The organism is Amycolatopsis jiangsuensis (assembly GCF_014204865.1).
Taxonomy (GTDB): domain Bacteria; phylum Actinomycetota; class Actinomycetes; order Mycobacteriales; family Pseudonocardiaceae; genus Amycolatopsis; species Amycolatopsis jiangsuensis.
On record NZ_JACHMG010000001.1, the window covers coordinates 2,622,479 to 2,639,491 of the forward strand.

Annotated in this window: 15 protein-coding genes; 5 read left to right on the plus strand and 10 right to left on the minus strand. The window is 68.8% G+C overall.

Annotated elements, in window-relative coordinates; translation table 11 throughout:
• Position 1: 1 nt before the first annotated feature.
• The 6 genes from BJY18_RS11460 to BJY18_RS11485 all read right to left on the minus strand — a co-directional run bounded on the left by BJY18_RS11460 (position 2) and on the right by BJY18_RS11485 (position 6,943).
• On the minus strand, positions 2–619 hold the full coding sequence (locus tag BJY18_RS11460) for a VC0807 family protein (protein WP_184779955.1): 618 nt from the start codon (positions 617–619) through the stop codon (positions 2–4).
• 104 nt (positions 620–723) lie between these two features.
• Complete coding sequence (locus tag BJY18_RS11465) at positions 724–1,923, minus strand: low temperature requirement protein A (protein ID WP_184779956.1); 1,200 nt, start codon at positions 1,921–1,923, stop codon at positions 724–726.
• Between the two features lie 983 nt (positions 1,924–2,906).
• Entirely contained in the window at positions 2,907–4,109 is a 1,203-nt protein-coding gene (locus BJY18_RS11470) for a metal-dependent hydrolase family protein (RefSeq protein WP_184779957.1), read from the minus strand.
• On the minus strand, positions 4,106–5,539 hold the full coding sequence (locus BJY18_RS11475; protein WP_184779958.1) for a sodium:solute symporter family protein: 1,434 nt from the start codon (positions 5,537–5,539) through the stop codon (positions 4,106–4,108). Before BJY18_RS11475 ends, BJY18_RS11470 begins: the two co-directional genes overlap by 4 nt.
• Positions 5,536–5,736 carry a hypothetical protein gene (locus BJY18_RS11480; RefSeq protein WP_184779959.1) on the minus strand — a complete coding sequence of 67 codons (201 nt, stop codon included), beginning with the start codon at positions 5,734–5,736 and terminating at the stop codon, positions 5,536–5,538. Before BJY18_RS11480 ends, BJY18_RS11475 begins: the two co-directional genes overlap by 4 nt.
• Before the next feature lie 4 nt (positions 5,737–5,740).
• Positions 5,741–6,943, minus strand: a complete 1,203-nt coding sequence (locus BJY18_RS11485; protein ID WP_184779960.1) for a M20 metallopeptidase family protein — start codon at positions 6,941–6,943, stop codon at positions 5,741–5,743.
• Between the two features lie 121 nt (positions 6,944–7,064).
• Here BJY18_RS11485 and BJY18_RS11490 point away from each other — a divergent pair, with 121 nt between their 5' ends.
• The 5 genes from BJY18_RS11490 (at position 7,065) to BJY18_RS11510 (ending at position 12,619) form a co-directional block, all read left to right on the plus strand.
• On the plus strand, positions 7,065–8,081 hold the full coding sequence (locus tag BJY18_RS11490; protein WP_246458841.1) for an Lrp/AsnC family transcriptional regulator: 1,017 nt from the start codon (positions 7,065–7,067) through the stop codon (positions 8,079–8,081).
• A gap of 405 nt (positions 8,082–8,486) precedes the next feature.
• Complete coding sequence (locus tag BJY18_RS11495) at positions 8,487–9,524, plus strand: fatty acid desaturase family protein (protein ID WP_184779961.1); 1,038 nt, start codon at positions 8,487–8,489, stop codon at positions 9,522–9,524.
• 10 nt (positions 9,525–9,534) lie between these two features.
• Positions 9,535–10,605: an MBL fold metallo-hydrolase gene (locus BJY18_RS11500; protein WP_221457675.1), complete on the plus strand. Its 1,071-nt coding sequence runs from the start codon at positions 9,535–9,537 to the stop codon at positions 10,603–10,605.
• 514 nt (positions 10,606–11,119) lie between these two features.
• The gene (gene pip / locus BJY18_RS11505) at positions 11,120–12,058 is read left to right on the plus strand and encodes a prolyl aminopeptidase (RefSeq protein ID WP_184779963.1); all 939 of its coding nucleotides are present in this window, start codon (positions 11,120–11,122) and stop codon (positions 12,056–12,058) included.
• Between the two features lie 306 nt (positions 12,059–12,364).
• Positions 12,365–12,619, plus strand: a complete 255-nt coding sequence (locus BJY18_RS11510) for a Smr/MutS family protein (protein ID WP_184779964.1) — start codon at positions 12,365–12,367, stop codon at positions 12,617–12,619.
• A 1-nt stretch (position 12,620) separates the two neighbouring features.
• On the opposite strand, the gene hsaB is transcribed toward BJY18_RS11510, so the two are convergent.
• The 4 genes from hsaB to hsaA form a co-directional block, all read right to left on the minus strand.
• A complete protein-coding gene (gene hsaB, locus BJY18_RS11515; RefSeq protein ID WP_312873818.1) occupies positions 12,621–13,322 on the minus strand; it encodes a 3-hydroxy-9,10-secoandrosta-1,3,5(10)-triene-9,17-dione monooxygenase reductase subunit in 702 nt (233 codons plus the stop codon).
• A gap of 776 nt (positions 13,323–14,098) precedes the next feature.
• Positions 14,099–14,998 carry an iron-dependent extradiol dioxygenase HsaC gene (gene hsaC, locus BJY18_RS11520; RefSeq protein WP_184779965.1) on the minus strand — a complete coding sequence of 300 codons (900 nt, stop codon included), beginning with the start codon at positions 14,996–14,998 and terminating at the stop codon, positions 14,099–14,101.
• Positions 14,998–15,843 carry a 4,5:9,10-diseco-3-hydroxy-5,9,17-trioxoandrosta-1(10),2-diene-4-oate hydrolase gene (gene hsaD, locus BJY18_RS11525; RefSeq protein ID WP_184779966.1) on the minus strand — a complete coding sequence of 282 codons (846 nt, stop codon included), beginning with the start codon at positions 15,841–15,843 and terminating at the stop codon, positions 14,998–15,000. The genes hsaC and hsaD overlap by 1 nt, the downstream gene beginning before the upstream one ends.
• The gene (hsaA, locus tag BJY18_RS11530) at positions 15,843–17,012 is read right to left on the minus strand and encodes a 3-hydroxy-9,10-secoandrosta-1,3,5(10)-triene-9,17-dione monooxygenase oxygenase subunit (protein WP_184779967.1); all 1,170 of its coding nucleotides are present in this window, start codon (positions 17,010–17,012) and stop codon (positions 15,843–15,845) included. The genes hsaD and hsaA overlap by 1 nt, the downstream gene beginning before the upstream one ends.
• Position 17,013 lies beyond the last annotated feature (1 nt).

Here is a 17,013-nt window from a genome sequence, read left to right on the forward strand (position 1 = left end):
CTCAGGCCGCGGCCCGGGCGCGGGCCTGCTTGCGGTGGGCGAACGAGGCGAGCAGCCCGAGCGCGATCACCGCCCAGCCGGCGGGCTGGCCGACCGCCAGGAAGGTCGCCGTCGGCAGGAGCAGCGCGAGCGTCAGGATCGTCAGCGCGTGCACGACGAGCATGCTGCCGATCAGCACAGTCTGCACGGTCAGCGCTCGTTGCTGAGCGGCGCCGGTCAAGCGGCTCTGCTGCCCGGCCCCGTTCCGCGTGGCGAACCGTACCAGCGCAGCCAACAGCGGTTTCCGGATCAGCGCCGAGCCGAGGAACACCAGCCCGATCGGTCCGGTGAGCAGCGTGTCACGCAGTTTCAGCACCAGCTCACTCCCGCCGGACAACGCCAGGACCACGAGCAGCACGGCGAATCCGGCCACCACGACGACACCCACCGGATCGATCCGCCGCCGTACCGCGAATTCGCCGACGGTGACCAGGAGCGGGATCGTGGCACCGATCGCGAGCGCCGGCACCTCCCCGATCGACGACCGCAACAGCAGATAAAGCACCAGTGGCACGACAGCGTTGACGACGAGACTCGGCATCAGGCGGCGCAGGAACGAGCTCGAGGTGGTGGCGGACATCGGGACCAGGCCTTCCGGTCGGCAACTTTGACCTGGCCAGCATGGCCGCGACGGCACCGCACGGGCGTCGGCGCCAGGGTGGGGCTTTCACTCCACCCTGGGGTCTAGGGCCGCCTCCGCCTGGCGAGCACGCTGCCGGCGGCGCTCGCGCCGGCAGCCACGACGAGCAGCCACAGGAATCGCGCCGGCGTGACCGAGTCACCGAAGAAGCCGAGCGCGAGCGGAATCACCAGCCCGGCCGCGAGCGCCACGAACGCCCATCGCGGCCGATGTCCGGAAACCAGGCCGCAGACACTGCCGATCACCGCGAACGCGGCAACGCATCCGCACAGCAGCCAGCGCGTGGCAACCTCGACCTGGCCGTGCTCCGCGGCCTCGACGACATCGCCGAGACCACCCGCGAGCACCGCGAGGAGACCGGCCACCAGACAATGCAGCGGAAGCAGAACCCGCGGACCCACCTTGTCCGGCGACAGGTGCGGAATGCCGGCGAATCCCCGGTGGAGGGCGCCGCCCCACAGCGTCGCGAGCAGCGCGAGGGCGGCGATCGCCGTCCAGTACAGCGACCTGCTCCATTCCGGGATTTCGGTCATCGTCTCGGTGATCGTGAGCACGCCCTCGCCCAGCACGATGATCGTGAAGAGTCCGAGGCGCTCCCCGAAGTGGGCGAGGTCCAGCCGCGCGAAGGCCGTCTGTTCCGGACGCTCGTCACGCCGGGCCAGCCGCGCGAAGGCAGCACGCTCGGCACGCTGACCGCGGAGGACCAGCTTCGCCGTGATGCTCGTGGTGAGCCGCTCTCCGGACACGGCGAAGGTGATCACGAGGTCCAGTGCGAGCCCGAGCGCCCACAGCCCGTACCGCCACGGACTGTCCACCCAGATCGAGACTATCCAGGGAATAACGCCCATTCCGGCATGCACCACTGGCCACTCGGCGATCACCCGCGCCCCGCGTCTGCCCTCCCACATCCGGCTCGCGAGCCCCCGGACGCCGACGTACGCACCGGCGAAGACGACGGCGTGTTCTCCCCGGATCCCGGACACGGACGCGGCCATGAACACCAGCCCCGCCATCGCGAGCAGCACCGGCAGCGTGTGCGCCGCGTCGCCGGTGACGTTGCCGTAGACGGTGAAGCACATCCACGCCGTCCAGAACGCCAGGAAACACACCACGTACAGCCCGGCCCCGCCCCAGGACGAACTGCCGTGCACCAGATGCGCGAGCTGCGCCACCCCGGCAACCGCCACCAGGTCGAAGAACAACTCGAGCCAGGAAGCGTGGCGTTCCTCGGTCTTCTCGTTCACGGGCGGACAGTATCCCGGCCCGCCAGCCACACCCTGAACGGGCGATCCGTACCCACCCAGCCGAACGCCCGCTCGGTACGGCCGCACCAGTCGCTCCGGGCGCTCCGGCCACTCCGGGCGCTCGAGCCGCTCCGGCCACGCCAGCCGCTCCAGCTGCTTCAGCCACGCCAACCGCTCCGGTCACGCACCGATCCCGGACGGGACCGAGCCCGGCCGTCGACCGCCCCGCCGTGCCCGCCGAAGCCGACCTACCGTCCCGCCGTAGCCCGCAGACGCCCGCCGCCTATCCCGGCGAAGCCCACGCGCCTTCCCGGCAAAGCCCGCGGACCTCTCCGCCGGCCGCTCCGCCGACCTCCCCGGCGGTCTTCCGAACCCGACCGATCGACAAACCAGCCCTCGTCTCCGGCAACTCGCCGAATCAGACGACCCGCTGAATCGAGGCCCACGGCCCGGAAGCGTCACGGTTCACGGCCGGACGCCCTACGCCTCACCGCTCACGGCCCACAGCCGGACGCCCCACACCTCACCCCTCACGGCCGGAAGCTCACGGCTCACGGCTCACGGCTCACGGCTCACGGCTCACGGCTCACGGCTCACGGCTCACGGCTCACGGCTCACGGCTCACGGCTCACGGCTCACGGCTCACGAAACCCGAGCACAACTCGCCCCGTGCCGGCGGCACAACCAGCACGTCCAGCGTTACTCGCCATCCCTGCCGGCAAACCCACCATCCGGACTCCGCCGCCTGCCTAGTCTCACCTCCTTTTCCGAGTCTCACCGCGCAGAACCCAGCGCCAACCGAATCCGGCAACCGGCGCACGGGAGCGGTTCTCGTGACTTGGTAGAGCCGCCGCAACTCCAGCCGTCCGCTGAGCTCGTAGCCTCCGTCGTCTGCCGAAGTGCGGACCGGGGCGGGCCGCCGGGCCGCCCGAACGCCGGGCCGCCCCGGAAATCCCACTCGCCCGGCCGCCGGGACCTGCCCGTCACACGGCGCGTACTCCGTCTTGCCACACCTCCCTGATGTTCGCCGCCAGTGCGGGGAAGTCGTAGGCGTCTCCGGAGACCACCACGATGTCCGCGCGGTGACCGGGGGCCAGGCGGCCCAGCTCGCCGTCCTTGCCGAGCAGCCGCGCCGCGGAAGACGTCGACGCCACGAGTACGTCGGCCGGGCTCATCCCGCAGGAGCGCATGAGGTCCAGTTCCTCCAGGTTCGTCCCGTGTGGACCGACGCCACTGTCGGTGCCCATGGCGATGCGGACACCGGCGGACACCGCACGGCGTACCGAGTCCGCGTGCACCTGCGCGACCTCCTTCGCCTTGGCTACCACGGCATCCGGTAGCGAAGCGCCCGCAGCGGCGGCACGGATGACATTGACCGGCGCCACGAGCGTCGGGACGAGCCAAGTGCCGCGCGCCAGCATCAGTTCGATGGCCTCATCGTCGAGGTAGATCCCGTGTTCGATGGACCGGACACCGGCGCGCACAGCGTTCTTGATCCCCTCCGCGCCCTGCGCGTGCGCCATCACCGCGCGGCCCTGCATCACAGCCTCGGTGACGAGCACGTCGAGCTCCTCGAGGGTGAACTGCGAGTGCCGCGGATCGTCCCTCGGCGACAGAACACCTCCTGTGGTGCACACCTTGAGCACATCGGCGCCGGCCCGCAACAGCGTGCGCGCCACCCGGCGCATCTCGTCCGGGCCGTCGGCGGTCGCGTCCGGCCGGCCGGGATGGGGCAGGGACAGCGGAACGCAGTGGCCCGAAGGCATCCAGCCATCTCCGTGTCCCCCGGTGGGGCTGATCAGGCCGATCGCGATCTCCAGCCGTGGGCCGGGAATCAGCCCGTCGGCGACCGCTTGTTTGATGCCGAGGTCGGCACCGGCGGCGTCGCGCACCGTGGTGATGCCGAGTTTGAGCGTGGTCCAGAGGTTCCGGGCCGCCTCGTAGAACTGGTAGGAGAACGGTTTCTGCACCCGGGGCAGCAGTCCGAGGTCGGATACGGTGACGTGCACGTGGCAGTCGAACAGCCCGGGCAGCAGGCTGGCGCCGGCGCACTCGACCGCACGGTCGCCGTCGAGACCGGTGCCCACGTCGACGATCCGGCCGTCCTCGATCACGACGTCCGCCCGCGCCGGTGGGCTACCAGTGCCGTCGAACACCGTGCCGCCGGTGAATACTGTGCGCGTCATAACGGTTCTCCAGCTTCCGTGAGTTCCGCGGGCCGGGCGACAGCCCGTTCGATCAGGGCGGCGACAGCGAGCACGACGACGTTGACTGCCAGGCCGATCAGCCCGACGTTCACCGTGCCCGCCAGCTTGGTGTCGAAGAAGGTCAGCCAGATCACCACGATTTCGCCGGCGATCAGCCCGGCGAACACCGGCACCTTGCCGACCGGCACCTTCTTCAGGAAACCGAGCAGGTTGGCCGGGGCCAGCTGCACCGATCCGGAGTAGGTGAGCAGCAGCAGGTTCGCCAGCAGATCGGGCCGGAAGATGCCGAGTACGAGCGCGAGCGTGCTGGCCAGCACGACAGTGCCGTGGTTGATCCAGAACTGCCTTCGTTCACTGCGCACCCGCGCGATGTTCCGCGCCACGAGGGAGGAAATGCCGATGAGGATCCCCGCGGCGGGCACCATCGCGGTCGCCGTCGCGGCCACCACCACGAGCCCGGTCACCCATCCCGGCAGGGCATCCTTGCTCAACGTGAGCAACACCCCGTTCGGGTCACTGTCCTGGGGGACGACCAGGATCGCCGCGAAGCCGATGATCATCGGCAACAGCAGGCACAGCTCGTAGATCGGCATCCAGGTGTAGTTGCGGCGCAGTACCTTCGGGTCGCGCGCGGACATCAGCGCCGGCCACGTGTGCGGCAGCGTCATCAGGCCGACGCCGATCGCGCTCACCAGCATGCTCGTGATGAACCAGGTGTGGTCGTTGGCCCCGGCGTGGACGAACAGCTTCTCCGGGTGCAGCTGTTCGATCTTGTGGAACACCCCGGACACGCCGCCGGCGAAGTGCGCGGGCACCGCGATGATCAGCACCACGAGCACGACGAGCATGATCGCGTCCTTGAAGTAGGACGTCGCCGCGACTCCGCGCAGCCCCGCCCACAGCACGAAGGCCACCACGAGCACGCTGCCGGCCACCATGCTCAGCGTGCCGGACGCCTGATCGCCGGTGACCAGCCGGACGATCAGCCCGAGGCCGGTGATCTGCAGCTGCAGATACGGCAGCACGAAGATCACGCCGAGTACCGCGGACAGCGTACCGAGGGCACGGCTGGAGAACCGGTCCTCGAGGAAGTCGCCCTGCGTCAGGTAGCCGCGGTCCTTTCCCATCTGCCACAGCCGCTTGGCCAGGAAGAACAGTACGACGTAAGCGATCGGCACGTACGGCAGCGCATACATCGCGGCGACACCGCCGGAGAAGGCCAACCCCGCCATGCCCAGGAAGGTGAAGGTCGTGAACACCTCACCGGCCTGCAGGAACCACATGGTGAGCGCACCGAACTTCCGGCCACCCACAGTCCATTCCGACAGATCCGCGGCAGGCCGCCGGCGCCCGACGAATCCGAGCACGCCGATCAGCACGATGCCGACGAGGGTGAAGGCCAGGATCATGACAGCTCCTCCCCGCGCCGGGTCATCAGCCGCTCGGACAGCAGGAGTGCGGGCGTGAACATCAAGCACCAGAACCCGCCCCACACCAGCATTTTCGGCAACCCGATCCAGAGCCCGGTGGAGTTGACGAACGGCAGGAACGGCATGAGGACCAACGCGATCACCGGCAGAAGCGGCGGAAGGTGGTAGCTGCGCATGGGGTCACGCTGCCAGAGTCGCGAGCTTGCGGCAGGCCAGCTCGGCGAGCAGGGTGGCACCGTCGGCGAGGACCGAATCGTCGAACGCCGCCCGGGGCGAATGGTTGTTGGGTGCTGTCGCCGGATCGGCGCCGCTCCGGGTCGCGCCGAGGAACACAAAGGCGCCAGGCACCTTGTCGAGCACCCGGGAGAAGTCCTCCGAGCCGGTCATCGGCTGCGGCAGCAGCGTGAATCGCTCCTTGCCGAACACCTCACGCACCGTGCCGGCGACGAAGTCGTGCTCCTCCTCGTGGTTGACCGTGAGCGGGTACTCGGCCTCATAGGAAACTTCCACCTCGAGGCCGTGCGCGGAGGCGATTCCCTCGCACGCCCGGGTCACCTCGGTGCGGATCCGCTCGCGGACCTCCGGGTCGAACGAGCGCACGGTCGCCTCGAAAACGGCGTCGTCCGGAATCACGTTGCGCCGGGTTCCCGCGTGGAAGCTGCCCACCGTGAGCACCGCCGGTTCGAAGGCACCGAAGCCACGGGTCATCCGAGTCTGCAACGCGGAGACCATCTCGCACGCGGCCGGGATCGGATCGCGGGCAAGCTCCGGCGCCGAGCCGTGCCCACCCGCACCGGTCACCCGGACCTTCACCGCGTCCGACGCCGCCATCAGCGGGCCCGGACGGCAGCAGAACATGCCCCGTTCGTGCCGCGAAGACGAGACGTGCAGCCCGAAAGCCGCGTCGACCGGTTGCCCGGAGGCGGTGAGCACCCCCTCCTCCAGCATGTGACCGGCGCCGTCGCAGCCTTCCTCACCAGGCTGGAACATGAACACCACGTCGCCGGGCAGCCGGTGGCGCCGCGCGGCGAGCAGCCGGGCGGCGCCGACGAGGCCGGCCGTGTGCAGATCGTGTCCGCACGCGTGCATCGCACCGTCGGTCTCGGAAGAGAATTCCTCGCCGGAGATCTCGGTGACGGGCAGCGCGTCCATGTCACCGCGGAGCAGCACGGTGCCTCCTGTACCGCCTCCGCCGCGGAGTACCGCCGTGACGGACGTCAGATTCCGGCCCAGGGAGATGTCCAGGCCCAGCCCGTCGAGGGCAGTGAGCACTTTCTCCTGGGTGCGTGGCAGATCGAGGCCGATCTCGGGAGCTCGGTGCAGGGCGCGGCGTAGCGCGACCAGTTCCGGGTGCAGGGCGTTGGCGTCGGAGCGCAAGGACATGACTCTCCCTCGCAGGAACATCGACATATGCTGGTCCGACGATGATGGGAGTGTCGAACGCGATGACCGGGGAAATTGCCGTATTCCGCCGGATCGGGTGCGTCGAGGCGAAGGATCCGCCATGTTGAGCGAGCCCGATCTCAAACTCGTCGACGCACTCCAGACCGACCCGCGCGCGCCGTGGTCGGTGCTTGGCGATGCGCTGGGCATCGGCGCGGTGACAGCCGCACGCCGGTGGGAAGCGCTCGTCTCCCGTGGGTATGCCTGGCTCACCGCGTACCCGGGCGGCGAACTGGTGGCGAAGATGGTGCTGGCGTTCGCGGAGCTGGACTGCGAGCCGGGCGAGACGGTGCGCATAGCGCACGAGCTTGCGGCCGACCCGCAGGTGGCGACCGTGGAGCACCTGGCCGGACATTGTGACCTCCGTCTTCATCTCCTGGTCCCGACGCTGCGGGACCTGTCGGACTACGTACTGCATCGCTTGACATCACTCCCGGGAGTGCGGACAGCCCGCACGGTGCTGGCGCCCCGGATGTTCGCCGAAGGCAGTCGCTGGCGCGTGCGCGCGATCTCTCCGGTCGAACGCGAGGCACTCACCGGCCGAGCCTCCCGCCCGACGGCACCACTGCGCTTCAGCGAGCTGGATCGGGCGCTGATCCTGGCCCTGGGCGAGGACGTCCGGGCGTCCGCGGCGTCGTTGGCCCTGCGCCTCGGCGTGGGCGCGACGACCGTGCGCCGCCGCCTGGAGACCTTGCTGAGCCACGGCGCCGTACGGCTCCGCTGCGAGATCGCGCGCCCACTCTCCCCCGCCCCGGTGACGGCGATGCTGTGGCTGCGCGTCCCACCCGACAAGCTCGAAACGACCGCCCGCTCACTCGCGACCCTGCCCGAGGTGCGCCTGTGCGCAGCCCTCACCGGAACTGCGAATCTGCTCGTCGTGGTGTGGTTGAGCACGCACCAGGACGCCGTCGCCCTGGAAGGCTCCCTGGCCACCAAGCTGCCGTGGATGGAGGTCGTGGACCGCGCGGTGACGCTCCGCAGCATCAAGCTGATGGGTCACCTCCTCGACGAGTCCGGCCTCGCCGCGGGGCGCGTTCCGCTGGACTTCTGGTCCGTACCCAAGCCACCAGCACCCTGATCTCAGCGCCCATCCGCACGGCCGCCGCCGATCTCCCGAAGCAGCTCCCGATCCGAGGCTCGTCCGCAGGCTCTTCCGAGAGCGCGCTCATCGAGCCGAAACGCTCTCGACCGATCTCTTGCACGCGGAGTGTGCATCGACCCGCACTCGTAGTACCTCAGCCGCACCACCTCTCCCGCACCGTTGTCGGCCGCACAGCTCGCACGAACCGGCGCACCTGCCCTGGCCCGATAGCACCGAGCTGCCCACCTCCACAGCTCAGGATCCGCCGCACCACAGTCTTCTCCTCCGTTCACCCGTCTCGTTTCCCCAGTTCGCCCACACCGCCACGGTGGGGCCAGCCCCCGTGCCGGCTCTCGGGCCTGCAGGATTCTGGACCGCACCCGACGCCGAAAGACTTGGGTGGTGACCACCGACAAAATCGTCCTTCCCGCCCCACCAACCCGGTCCGGCAGCGACTTCTCCCGCCTCACCCGTCGCATCACGGACGCCGGCCTCCTCGCCCGGCGACCCGGGTATTACCTGATCCGCGGTTCCGTGGTGACGGTTTTCTTCATCGGCGGCTGGGTAGCCTTCGCACTGCTCGGGAACTCGTGGTGGCAGCTAGTCGTCGCCGCGTTCCAGGCGTTCATGTTCGGTCAGATAGCGCTCCTCTCCCACGATCTCGCGCATCGTCAGGTGTTTCGGACTCGCAGGCCGACCGAGATCGCCGGGCGGCTGGCCGGAAACCTCGCGATCGGCATGAGCTACGGCTGGTGGATGGACAAGCACACGCGCCACCACGCCAATCCCAACCACGAGGAGCTCGACCCGGACGTCGAGCCGGACATCCTCGTCTGGTCCCAGCGCCAGGCCCGTGAGAGCCGCGGCTTGCCCCGTTTCGTCGGGCGGCACCAGGCTGCCCTGTTCTTTCCGCTTCTCACGTTCGAAGGGCTCAACCTCCACTGGTCCGGCATTCGCGCCGTGCTGCGTCCGGGCCTTCGGCGCCGCGGCTTGGAAGCCGTCCTCCTCACTGTTCACATCGTGGTCTACGTGTCCGCACTGTTCCTCGTCCTTCCCGCGGGCATGGCAGTCCTCTTTTTCGTTGTTCACCAAGGACTCTGGGGCATCTATATGGGATCGATCTTCGCTCCCAACCACAAGGGCATGCCGACCCTCACCGGCCGGCCCGAGCTCGACTTCCTACGCAAGCAGGTGCTGACGTCACGCAACATCCGCGGCGGACCGCTTCTCGATACTCTGCTCGGCGGTCTCAATCACCAGATCGAACACCACCTGTTCCCGAACATGCCGTCAATACACCTGCGCCGGGCGCAGCCGATCGTCGAGCGGTACTGCTCCGAGCTGGGCATCCCATACCTGCGTACCGGTTTGGTCGACTCCTATCGGCAGACCTTGACACATCTGCATGAAGCTGGGGCCCCTCTCAGGAATGGCCAGTAAACTCGCGAACATGGGCAGGAAGACGTTCTCGGCGCTGACCGACCTCCGGGCGGCCTTCGGAGCAAAGGCGACCGGTGCGCGAGCCGAACGCATGCGCCGATCACCGCAGTACGCCGACGGCATGTTCCACAACACGGTGCCGACCCGGTCCACTCCGTCCCGCTCCTCGATGGGCGGCATCCTGCGCGAATTCCTTTTCGGTGACGACCGCAGGCGGCGCAGGCCGGCGGCCGCCGTGCCCTTCGCGGCGAAATCCGACTCCGATTCCAGTGCCGGCCTCCACCTCACGTGGTACGGGCATGCCTCCACGCTCGTGGAGATCGATGGCGCCCGGGTGCTGTGCGATCCGGTATGGAGCGAAAGGGTCTCCCCCGCTGCGTTCGCCGGCCCGCGCCGTCTCCACGCACCGCCGGTGCCGCTTCGCGACGTCGGCAGGCTGGACGCGGTCGTGATCTCGCACGACCACTACGACCACCTCGACCTCGCCACCATCCGCGAGCTCACCACGGCCACCGACGCTCCGTTCCTCGTTCCGCTGGGTGTCGGCGCGCACCTCGAGCGTTGGCGCGTCCCATCCGCCCGGATCGTGGAGCTCGACTGGAACGAGACTGCTGATGTCGCGGGCGTCCACTTCATCGCCACGCCCGCGCAGCACTTCTCCGGCCGTGGTATCGCCAATGACAGCACGCTTTGGGCCTCGTGGGTCATTGCCGCGCCCCACCACCGCGTCTTCTACAGCGGTGACACCGGCTACTTCGGCGGCTTCGCCGAGATCGGCGCGCAGTATGGCCCGTTCGATGCCTCGCTGATCCAGATCGGCGCGTACGCCCCGCACTGGCCCGATATCCACATGACACCCGAGGAGGGCGTGGCGGCGCACATCGATCTGCGGGGTGGGTTGCTCGTGCCGGTGCACTGGGCCACGTTCTCGCTCGCCTTGCATCCGTGGTCCGAGCCCGCGGACCGGGTGTGGCGGGAGGCCAAGGCAAACGACCTTCCGCTCGCCGTTCCGAAACCGGGTGAGCGGATCGACGTCGCCCATCCTCCCGCGGTCGACGGCTGGTGGCAGGCCCTCGGCTGACGGAAGGGGTCTTCGTCCCGCCCTGGCGCGACGTCGCCGTGCTGTCACCGAGCGCCCGGGACCCACTGATCCGCGCGGTGCAGCACGACTATGACGCGGCCCCGGGTGATCGGCAGGTGCGGCGGCACCTTGGCCGGCCTTGTACATCTCTTCTCCGTTCTGCTGGTGTCGCGAAATGGGTGGCGGCGCTGGATCTCAAATTCACTTGCCGGACATAGGTTTCTCCTAGGACGACTCGGAGGATGGTGCTTTGCTCGACCACTCACGGACTGACTTCCTTGGCGGGCTGATGATCTGGTGCAGGCGCCGGGGGAAGCAGTCACGTGGCGCGCACACCACGCGACCACCGGATGCCTTGGCATTACGGGGATTCTGGGAATTCCGGTGCGAGTGCACCGGCTGGCTCTGAGCCGTATTCGATCTCGTGCCCACGACTCTAGCCAGCACACCCCGGGAGCCGCCACGAGTTCCCCCGATCGGGGCTGCGCGGCGTTCGGTGTGGTTGGCTGTCGGGATGACGATTGTTCCTGATGCACAAGGGAGGCTGAATGTCGGCGATGGCAACCGGGTCTACTGGGAGACGTGCGGAAATCCGGCAGGCACCCCCCTCGTGGTGCTGCACGGCGGGCCGGGCCAGGGATGTACCGAGCGGATGCGCGCCGGATTCGACGGGAGCACCTTCCGGATCGTCTTGTTCGACCAGCGCGGCTGCGGCCGCAGCACACCCAGTGCCGCCGATCCGGCCACGGACATGCGGTACAACACGACCCACCATCTCGTCGCGGACATGGAACTGCTGCGAAAGCACCTGGGCATCGACCGCTGGCTGCTCGCCGGAGGTTCCTGGGGCAGCACTCTGGCGCTGGCGTACGCACTCCGCCAGCCCGACCGGGTGATCGGGATTTCGCTCAGCGCGATCAGCCTGACCCGACCGAAAGAGATAGATTGGCTCTACAGCGGGGTTTCGCGGTTCTTCCCCGAGGAGCACGAACGATTCGTCGCCGGCGCGGACGGTGCCGCCGACCCGGTTCCCGCGTATGGTCGGTTGCTGGCGGATCTGGATCGCAGTACCCGAGAACAAGCGGCCGCGGCCTGGGCGCGGTGGGAAGCCACCGTGCTGTCTCTGGAGCCCGGCGCGAAGCCGACCACCTTCGGCACCCGTGCAGACGACTCACTGATCGAGTTCGTTCGCGTCTGCTCGCACTACTACGCACGCTACGGCTGGCTGGCCGAGGACGAGCTGATCGGCAACGTGGGCAAGCTCGCCGGAATCCCGGGAGCGCTGGTGCACGGCAGACTCGACCTCAGCTGTCCGGTGGAGACCGCCTACGAGCTGGCGAACGCGTGGCCCGGAGCGGAACTGTTCGTCTGCAACGCCTCGGGACACCGGATGAGCGAGGCCAAGAGGGAGTATCTGAGGGCATGGCGAAGCCGTTTCGCAGGAGGCAGGTGATCACAACCGATACCGTCGGTCGACAGTGAGCTGCTCGACCAGCAAAGTGAAGGCCACACAGCCGGAAAGGAGAGAGTCGCGCATGCGGGAGAGACCGCAGTCGTTCAAGCGAGAAGGAGGGGAAAGCGCGGCCAGTATGCCGCTAACACGGCCTGTGCTGTCCCATCGGTCATCTCGCCCGTGCTCACCCACAACGGTTCCGCACACCGCAGAGGTAGGCCGGGTGCGACCGTTCGCCGCGGTGGCGGGTACGCCCTGTACCTATCGGTTCCAGCCGCCTGCCTCGGTCGAGGGCGGGCTGGAGTCGTGAAGCTGAAGCTCGATCTTCACGACATCTACAACCGTGGCGGGGAGATCGACCGGGCACTGCGAGCGGTGATCGACGAAGCGGTCGCGAAGAAGGCACCGGTGGTGGAGATCATTCCCGGAAAGGGATCGGGACAGCTCAAGAAGCACGTTCTGCGGTTTCTGGAACGCAAGGAGGTGAAGGCGCTCTACCATCGGGTCGAGAAGGACAAGGACAACTTCGGCCGGATCTTCGTGCACTTCCGCTGGAAGTGAACTACAGCCAGTCGTCCGGACGAGGCCAGGGCATCAGGGCGGAGAGAATGTCCGGGACCGGCTCGGTCACGGTGTAGCGACCTCGGTGGAACAGCAACGGGCGATCGTCCGCGGCGTCTCCGAGTGCGGTCACCCGGCCGATCACCACGTGGTGGTCGCCTGCGGGGTGGACGGCCTCCACGGTGCAGTCCACCCACGTGAGGGCACCCTCGATCACAGGTGCTCCGGACGGCGCGGGATGCCAATCGACGGCCGAGAACCGGTCGCCGCCGCGGCTTCCGAAGACGACGCTCACGTCCTGTTGGTGCTCCGCGAGCACGTTGACCGCGAAACACCCGGCGGCGGCGATCAGCGGCCAGGTGTGTGAGGTACGGGTGACGCAGAAGAGAACGAGAGGTGGATCGAGCGACAGAGCAGCGAACGATTGGCAGGCGAACCCCACCGGTCCGGGAGCGGACGCAGTCGAAGCGCGGCCGGGCGCGGTCGTGGTCGCGGTCCCGGACGTGGTCTCGGGCGCGGTCGCGGTCCCGGACGTGGTCGCGGTCGCGGTCCCGGTCGCGGTCGGGGTCTCGGTCGCGGTCCCGGTTGCGGTCGGGGTCCCGGTCCCGGTCCCGGACGTGGTCTCGGTTGCGGTCGTGGTCTCGGTTGCAGTCGGGGTCTCCGACGCGGCCCCGGTTGCGGTCGGGGTCTCGGTTGCGGGCACCGTCCGGCTCACCTCGGACACAGTGTGCGCGGGGCCGCGCTCCGACGCCGGAAGGCCAGTCGCGGACCCGGCTACGGGACTGTCGACAGCTGGTTCGGTGACCGGAGCGTCACCACCAGACCCGGCGGCCGGACGATCGGCAGCGGGCTCGGCGACCGGACCGCCACGAGCAGCCTCGATGACCGGAGGCCCACCAGCGGACCCGACGACCGGACCGCCACCAGCGGACCCGGCGACCAGAGGGCCACCAGATCCCGCGACCGGACGGTCGGCAGCAGAATCGGTGACCGGACGGCCACCACCGGCCCCGGCGACCGGATCGCCACCAGCAGACTGGGACGAGGAGCCATTATGCGCGCGGGCGGGGGTGTTCACGTACGCGGTCACCACGGTCACGCCGGTGCAGAATTGGCCTAAAACCTCTCGGAAGCGGGCCGGGGTGAGGGTGGCGTCGGGCGCGGGCAGGTCGCCAGCGTGGGGCTGCGGCGAGGGCCGGGGCAGGTCCGCGCCGCGAGGCTCCACAGGGGACGAAACCGTGCCTCCAGCACGAGAATCCGCAGAAGGCGAAACCGCGCCCCCACCACGAGAATCCGTCGGCGAAGAACCCAAGCCCCCACCACCAGGCACCACAGAGGACTGACCCAGGCCCCCGCCACAGGAATGCGCGGAAGGTGAACCCGAGCCCCCACGACGAGAATCCACCGACCGCGACGGCAGGTCGCTGGGGTGGGGCGGGGGTGGAGGCCAGGGGGGAGACGGTGGCGAGTTCGGGCGGGTCACTGGGTGCCTACCGAGAAGTCGTGGCCCCACAACGATACTGCGGTGCTTTCGCGGGCTATCCAGCTCTCGTCGTCCACCTGGCGGCCTTCGCAGCCGAATTCTATGTCGAAGCCGCCTGGGGTTTTCATGTAGAAGCTGAGCATCAGGTCGTTCACGTGCCGGCCCAGGGTTGCCGACATGGGGGTCTTGCGGCGCAGGGCGCGGTCCAGGCACAGGCCTACGTCGTCGGTGTTGTCCACTTCCACCATCAGGTGCACGATTCCGCTCGGGGTCGGCATCGGGAGGAAGGCCAGGCTGTGATGGCGCGGATTGCAGCCGAAGAACCGCAGCCAGGCGGGATCGCCGTCGGCGGGGCGGCCTACCAGCTGCGGCGGCAGGCGCATCGAGTCGCGGAGGCGGAAACCCAGCACGTCACGGTAAAACGCCAGGGCGGCCGCGTCGTCATGGGTGGACAGGACCACATGCCCCAGGCCCTGTTCGCCGGTCACGAAGCGGTGGCCGTACGGGCTCACCACCCGACGATGTTGCAGGGCGACGCCGTGGAAGACCTCCAGGGTGTTGCCCGACGGGTCGGTGAAGCTGATCAGCTCGGCCACCCGACGGTCGGCCAGCTCCTCCGGCGTGCCTTCCTTGTACGGCACCGAAGCGGTGTCAAGGCGGGCACGGACATCGTCGAGTTCGGCGGCGTTCGCGGCTTCCCAGCCGGCTTGGGCCAACCGGTCCCGGGCGCCGGGGAAGACGACCAGGCGGGCCGGGAAATCGTCCATGCGCAGGTACAGCGCGTCCGGGTCGGTGCCCTGGCCCTCCACCATGCCCAGCACCTTCAACCCGTACACCCGCCAGGCGTCCAGGTCGGTCGCCTCGATACGGAGGTAGCCCAGCGAACGGATGGCCATCACGCACTCCCGAGAAAATCGAGGGCGAGCCGGTTGAACTCGTCGAACTTCTCCAGCTGCGCCCAATGTCCACAGCCACCGAAGACGTGCAACTGCGCGCGGGGAATGGTCTTCAGCGCGAGCAACGCACCGTCCAGCGGATTCACCCGGTCCTCCCGGCCCCACACCAGCAGCACCCGCTGCCGCAGGCGGTACGCCTCCCGCCACAACATGCCTTCTTCGAAGGAACCCGGCTGGGCGAACGAACGGCCCATCGCACGCATCGCGGCCAGCGAGTCCGGGTCGCTGCCCGCAGCGAAACGGTCGTCGATCAGCTCGTCGGTGATCAACGACTGATCGTGCACCATGATCCGCAGGAACGCTTCCATCCGCGAACGCGTCGGCTCGGCGGCGAACCGCGACAGCAGGCGGACGCCTTCGGTCGGGTCCGGCGCGAACAGGTTCACGCTCAGTCCCCCGGCACCCATCAGCACGAGCCGCCCCGCGCGGTCCGGGTGGTTCAGCGCGAGGCGCACCGCCGCGCCGGCGCCCAGCGAGTTGCCGACCAGGTGCGCGCGGGAAATGCCCAGCGCGTCCATCAAGCCGACCACGGCGTCCGCGCTGTGCCGGAAGTACTGCGGGTGCTCGGTCGGTTTGGCGGAGCGGCCGAAGCCGGGCTGGTCCACCGCCACCGTGCGATAGGACTTGCCGAACACCGGCAGGTTGCGGCCGAAGTTGCTCCACGCCGACGCGCCGGGGCCGCCGCCGTGCAGCAGCAGTACCGCCTCGTCGTTTTCCGCGCCCGCCTCGTGGTAGTGCAGCTTGAGTCCATTTCGGACTTCGACGTAGGATCCCTCGGGAGCCATCAGACCATCGCATTCTCGACGGGCAGCCCGAAGGCGCCGGTACCGAACATGACGTACGCGCGCTCCGCGTCGTTCGCCGCGTGCACGCGGCCGGCGTGGGCGTCCCGCCAGAAACGCTGGATCGGCGTGCCGCTGCGCAACGCCCGGCCGCCGGAGTTCTCGAAAAGCCGGTCGATCGCGGCAATCGACCGCTCCGTGCCACGCACCTGGTCCCGGCGCACCCGCAACCGCGTGCTGAACGGCAGCTTCTCACCACGGCAAGCCAGCTGGTACAGCTCGTCGATGTTGTGCGTGAGCTGCAGCCACGCCGCGTCGATCTCGCTGGCCGCCTCCGCGATCCGCACCTTCGCGAACGGGTCCTCTTTGGACTGCTCACCCGCGTACGCGGCGCGCATCCGCTTGCCCTGGTGCTCCACGTGCGCGTCGTAGGCACCCTGGGCCATGCCGATGATCGGTGCGGTGATCGTGCTCGGATGCACCGAACCGTAGGGCAGCCGGTACAGCGGGCCCGGATTCAGTTCCTGCCCCGGCGTCTTGCACTTCGACGTCGCCATGAAACTCAGCGCGCGGTGCGTGGGAACGAAAACGTCCTCCACGACGATGTCGTTGGAACCGGTACCCCGCAGGCCGACGGTGTCCCAGACATCCACGATGGAATAGTCCGAGATCGGCACCAGGTAGGTGCAGAAGTCCACCGGCTTCTCACCCTCGAAGGCGGGCCCGCCCAGCAGCACCCAGCTGCAGTGGTCACACCCGGAGGAGAAGCTCCACCGGCCGGACAGCCGGTAGCCACCCTCGACGACGGTCGCCTTCCCCATCGGCGCGTAGGACGAGGAGATCCGCACGTCGTGATCCTCGCCCCACACCTCCTGCTGCGCCTTCGCGTCGAAAAGCCCGACGTGCCACGGATGCACCCCGAGGATCGACGCGACCCACCCGGTGGAGCCGCAGGCACTCGCGACCAGTTTCACCGCGGTGTAGAAGGTGACCGGATCGGCTTCCAGGCCGCCGTACGGTTTCGGTTGCAGGAGCCGGAAGAACCCGGTCTCCTGCAAGGCTTTCACGGACTCCGCGGGGATCCGGCGGGCATCCTCGGCTTCCTGTGCGCGTTCCCGCAGCACCGGGAGCAGGTCGCGCACCCCCGCGATCACGGCAGCCAGCTCGCTCATC

Bases quoted from the DNA above. Each gene is read 5' to 3' on its own strand.
- BJY18_RS11460 (WP_184779955.1), bottom strand. From the start codon at position 619: ATGTCCGCCACCACCTCGAGCTCGTTCCTGCGCCGCCTGATGCCGAGT.
- BJY18_RS11470 (WP_184779957.1), bottom strand. From the start codon at position 4,109: ATGACGCGCACAGTATTCACCGGCGGCACGGTGTTCGACGGCACTGGT.
- BJY18_RS11475 (WP_184779958.1), bottom strand. From the start codon at position 5,539: ATGATCCTGGCCTTCACCCTCGTCGGCATCGTGCTGATCGGCGTGCTC.
- BJY18_RS11480 (WP_184779959.1), bottom strand. From the start codon at position 5,736: ATGCGCAGCTACCACCTTCCGCCGCTTCTGCCGGTGATCGCGTTGGTC.
- BJY18_RS11485 (WP_184779960.1), bottom strand. From the start codon at position 6,943: ATGTCCTTGCGCTCCGACGCCAACGCCCTGCACCCGGAACTGGTCGCG.
- BJY18_RS11490 (WP_246458841.1), top strand. From the start codon at position 7,065: ATGTTGAGCGAGCCCGATCTCAAACTCGTCGACGCACTCCAGACCGAC.
- BJY18_RS11500 (WP_221457675.1), top strand. From the start codon at position 9,535: ATGGGCAGGAAGACGTTCTCGGCGCTGACCGACCTCCGGGCGGCCTTC.
- pip (WP_184779963.1), top strand. From the start codon at position 11,120: ATGACGATTGTTCCTGATGCACAAGGGAGGCTGAATGTCGGCGATGGC.
- hsaC (WP_184779965.1), bottom strand. From the start codon at position 14,998: ATGGCCATCCGTTCGCTGGGCTACCTCCGTATCGAGGCGACCGACCTG.
- hsaD (WP_184779966.1), bottom strand. From the start codon at position 15,843: ATGGCTCCCGAGGGATCCTACGTCGAAGTCCGAAATGGACTCAAGCTG.
- hsaA (WP_184779967.1), bottom strand. From the start codon at position 17,012: ATGAGCGAGCTGGCTGCCGTGATCGCGGGGGTGCGCGACCTGCTCCCG.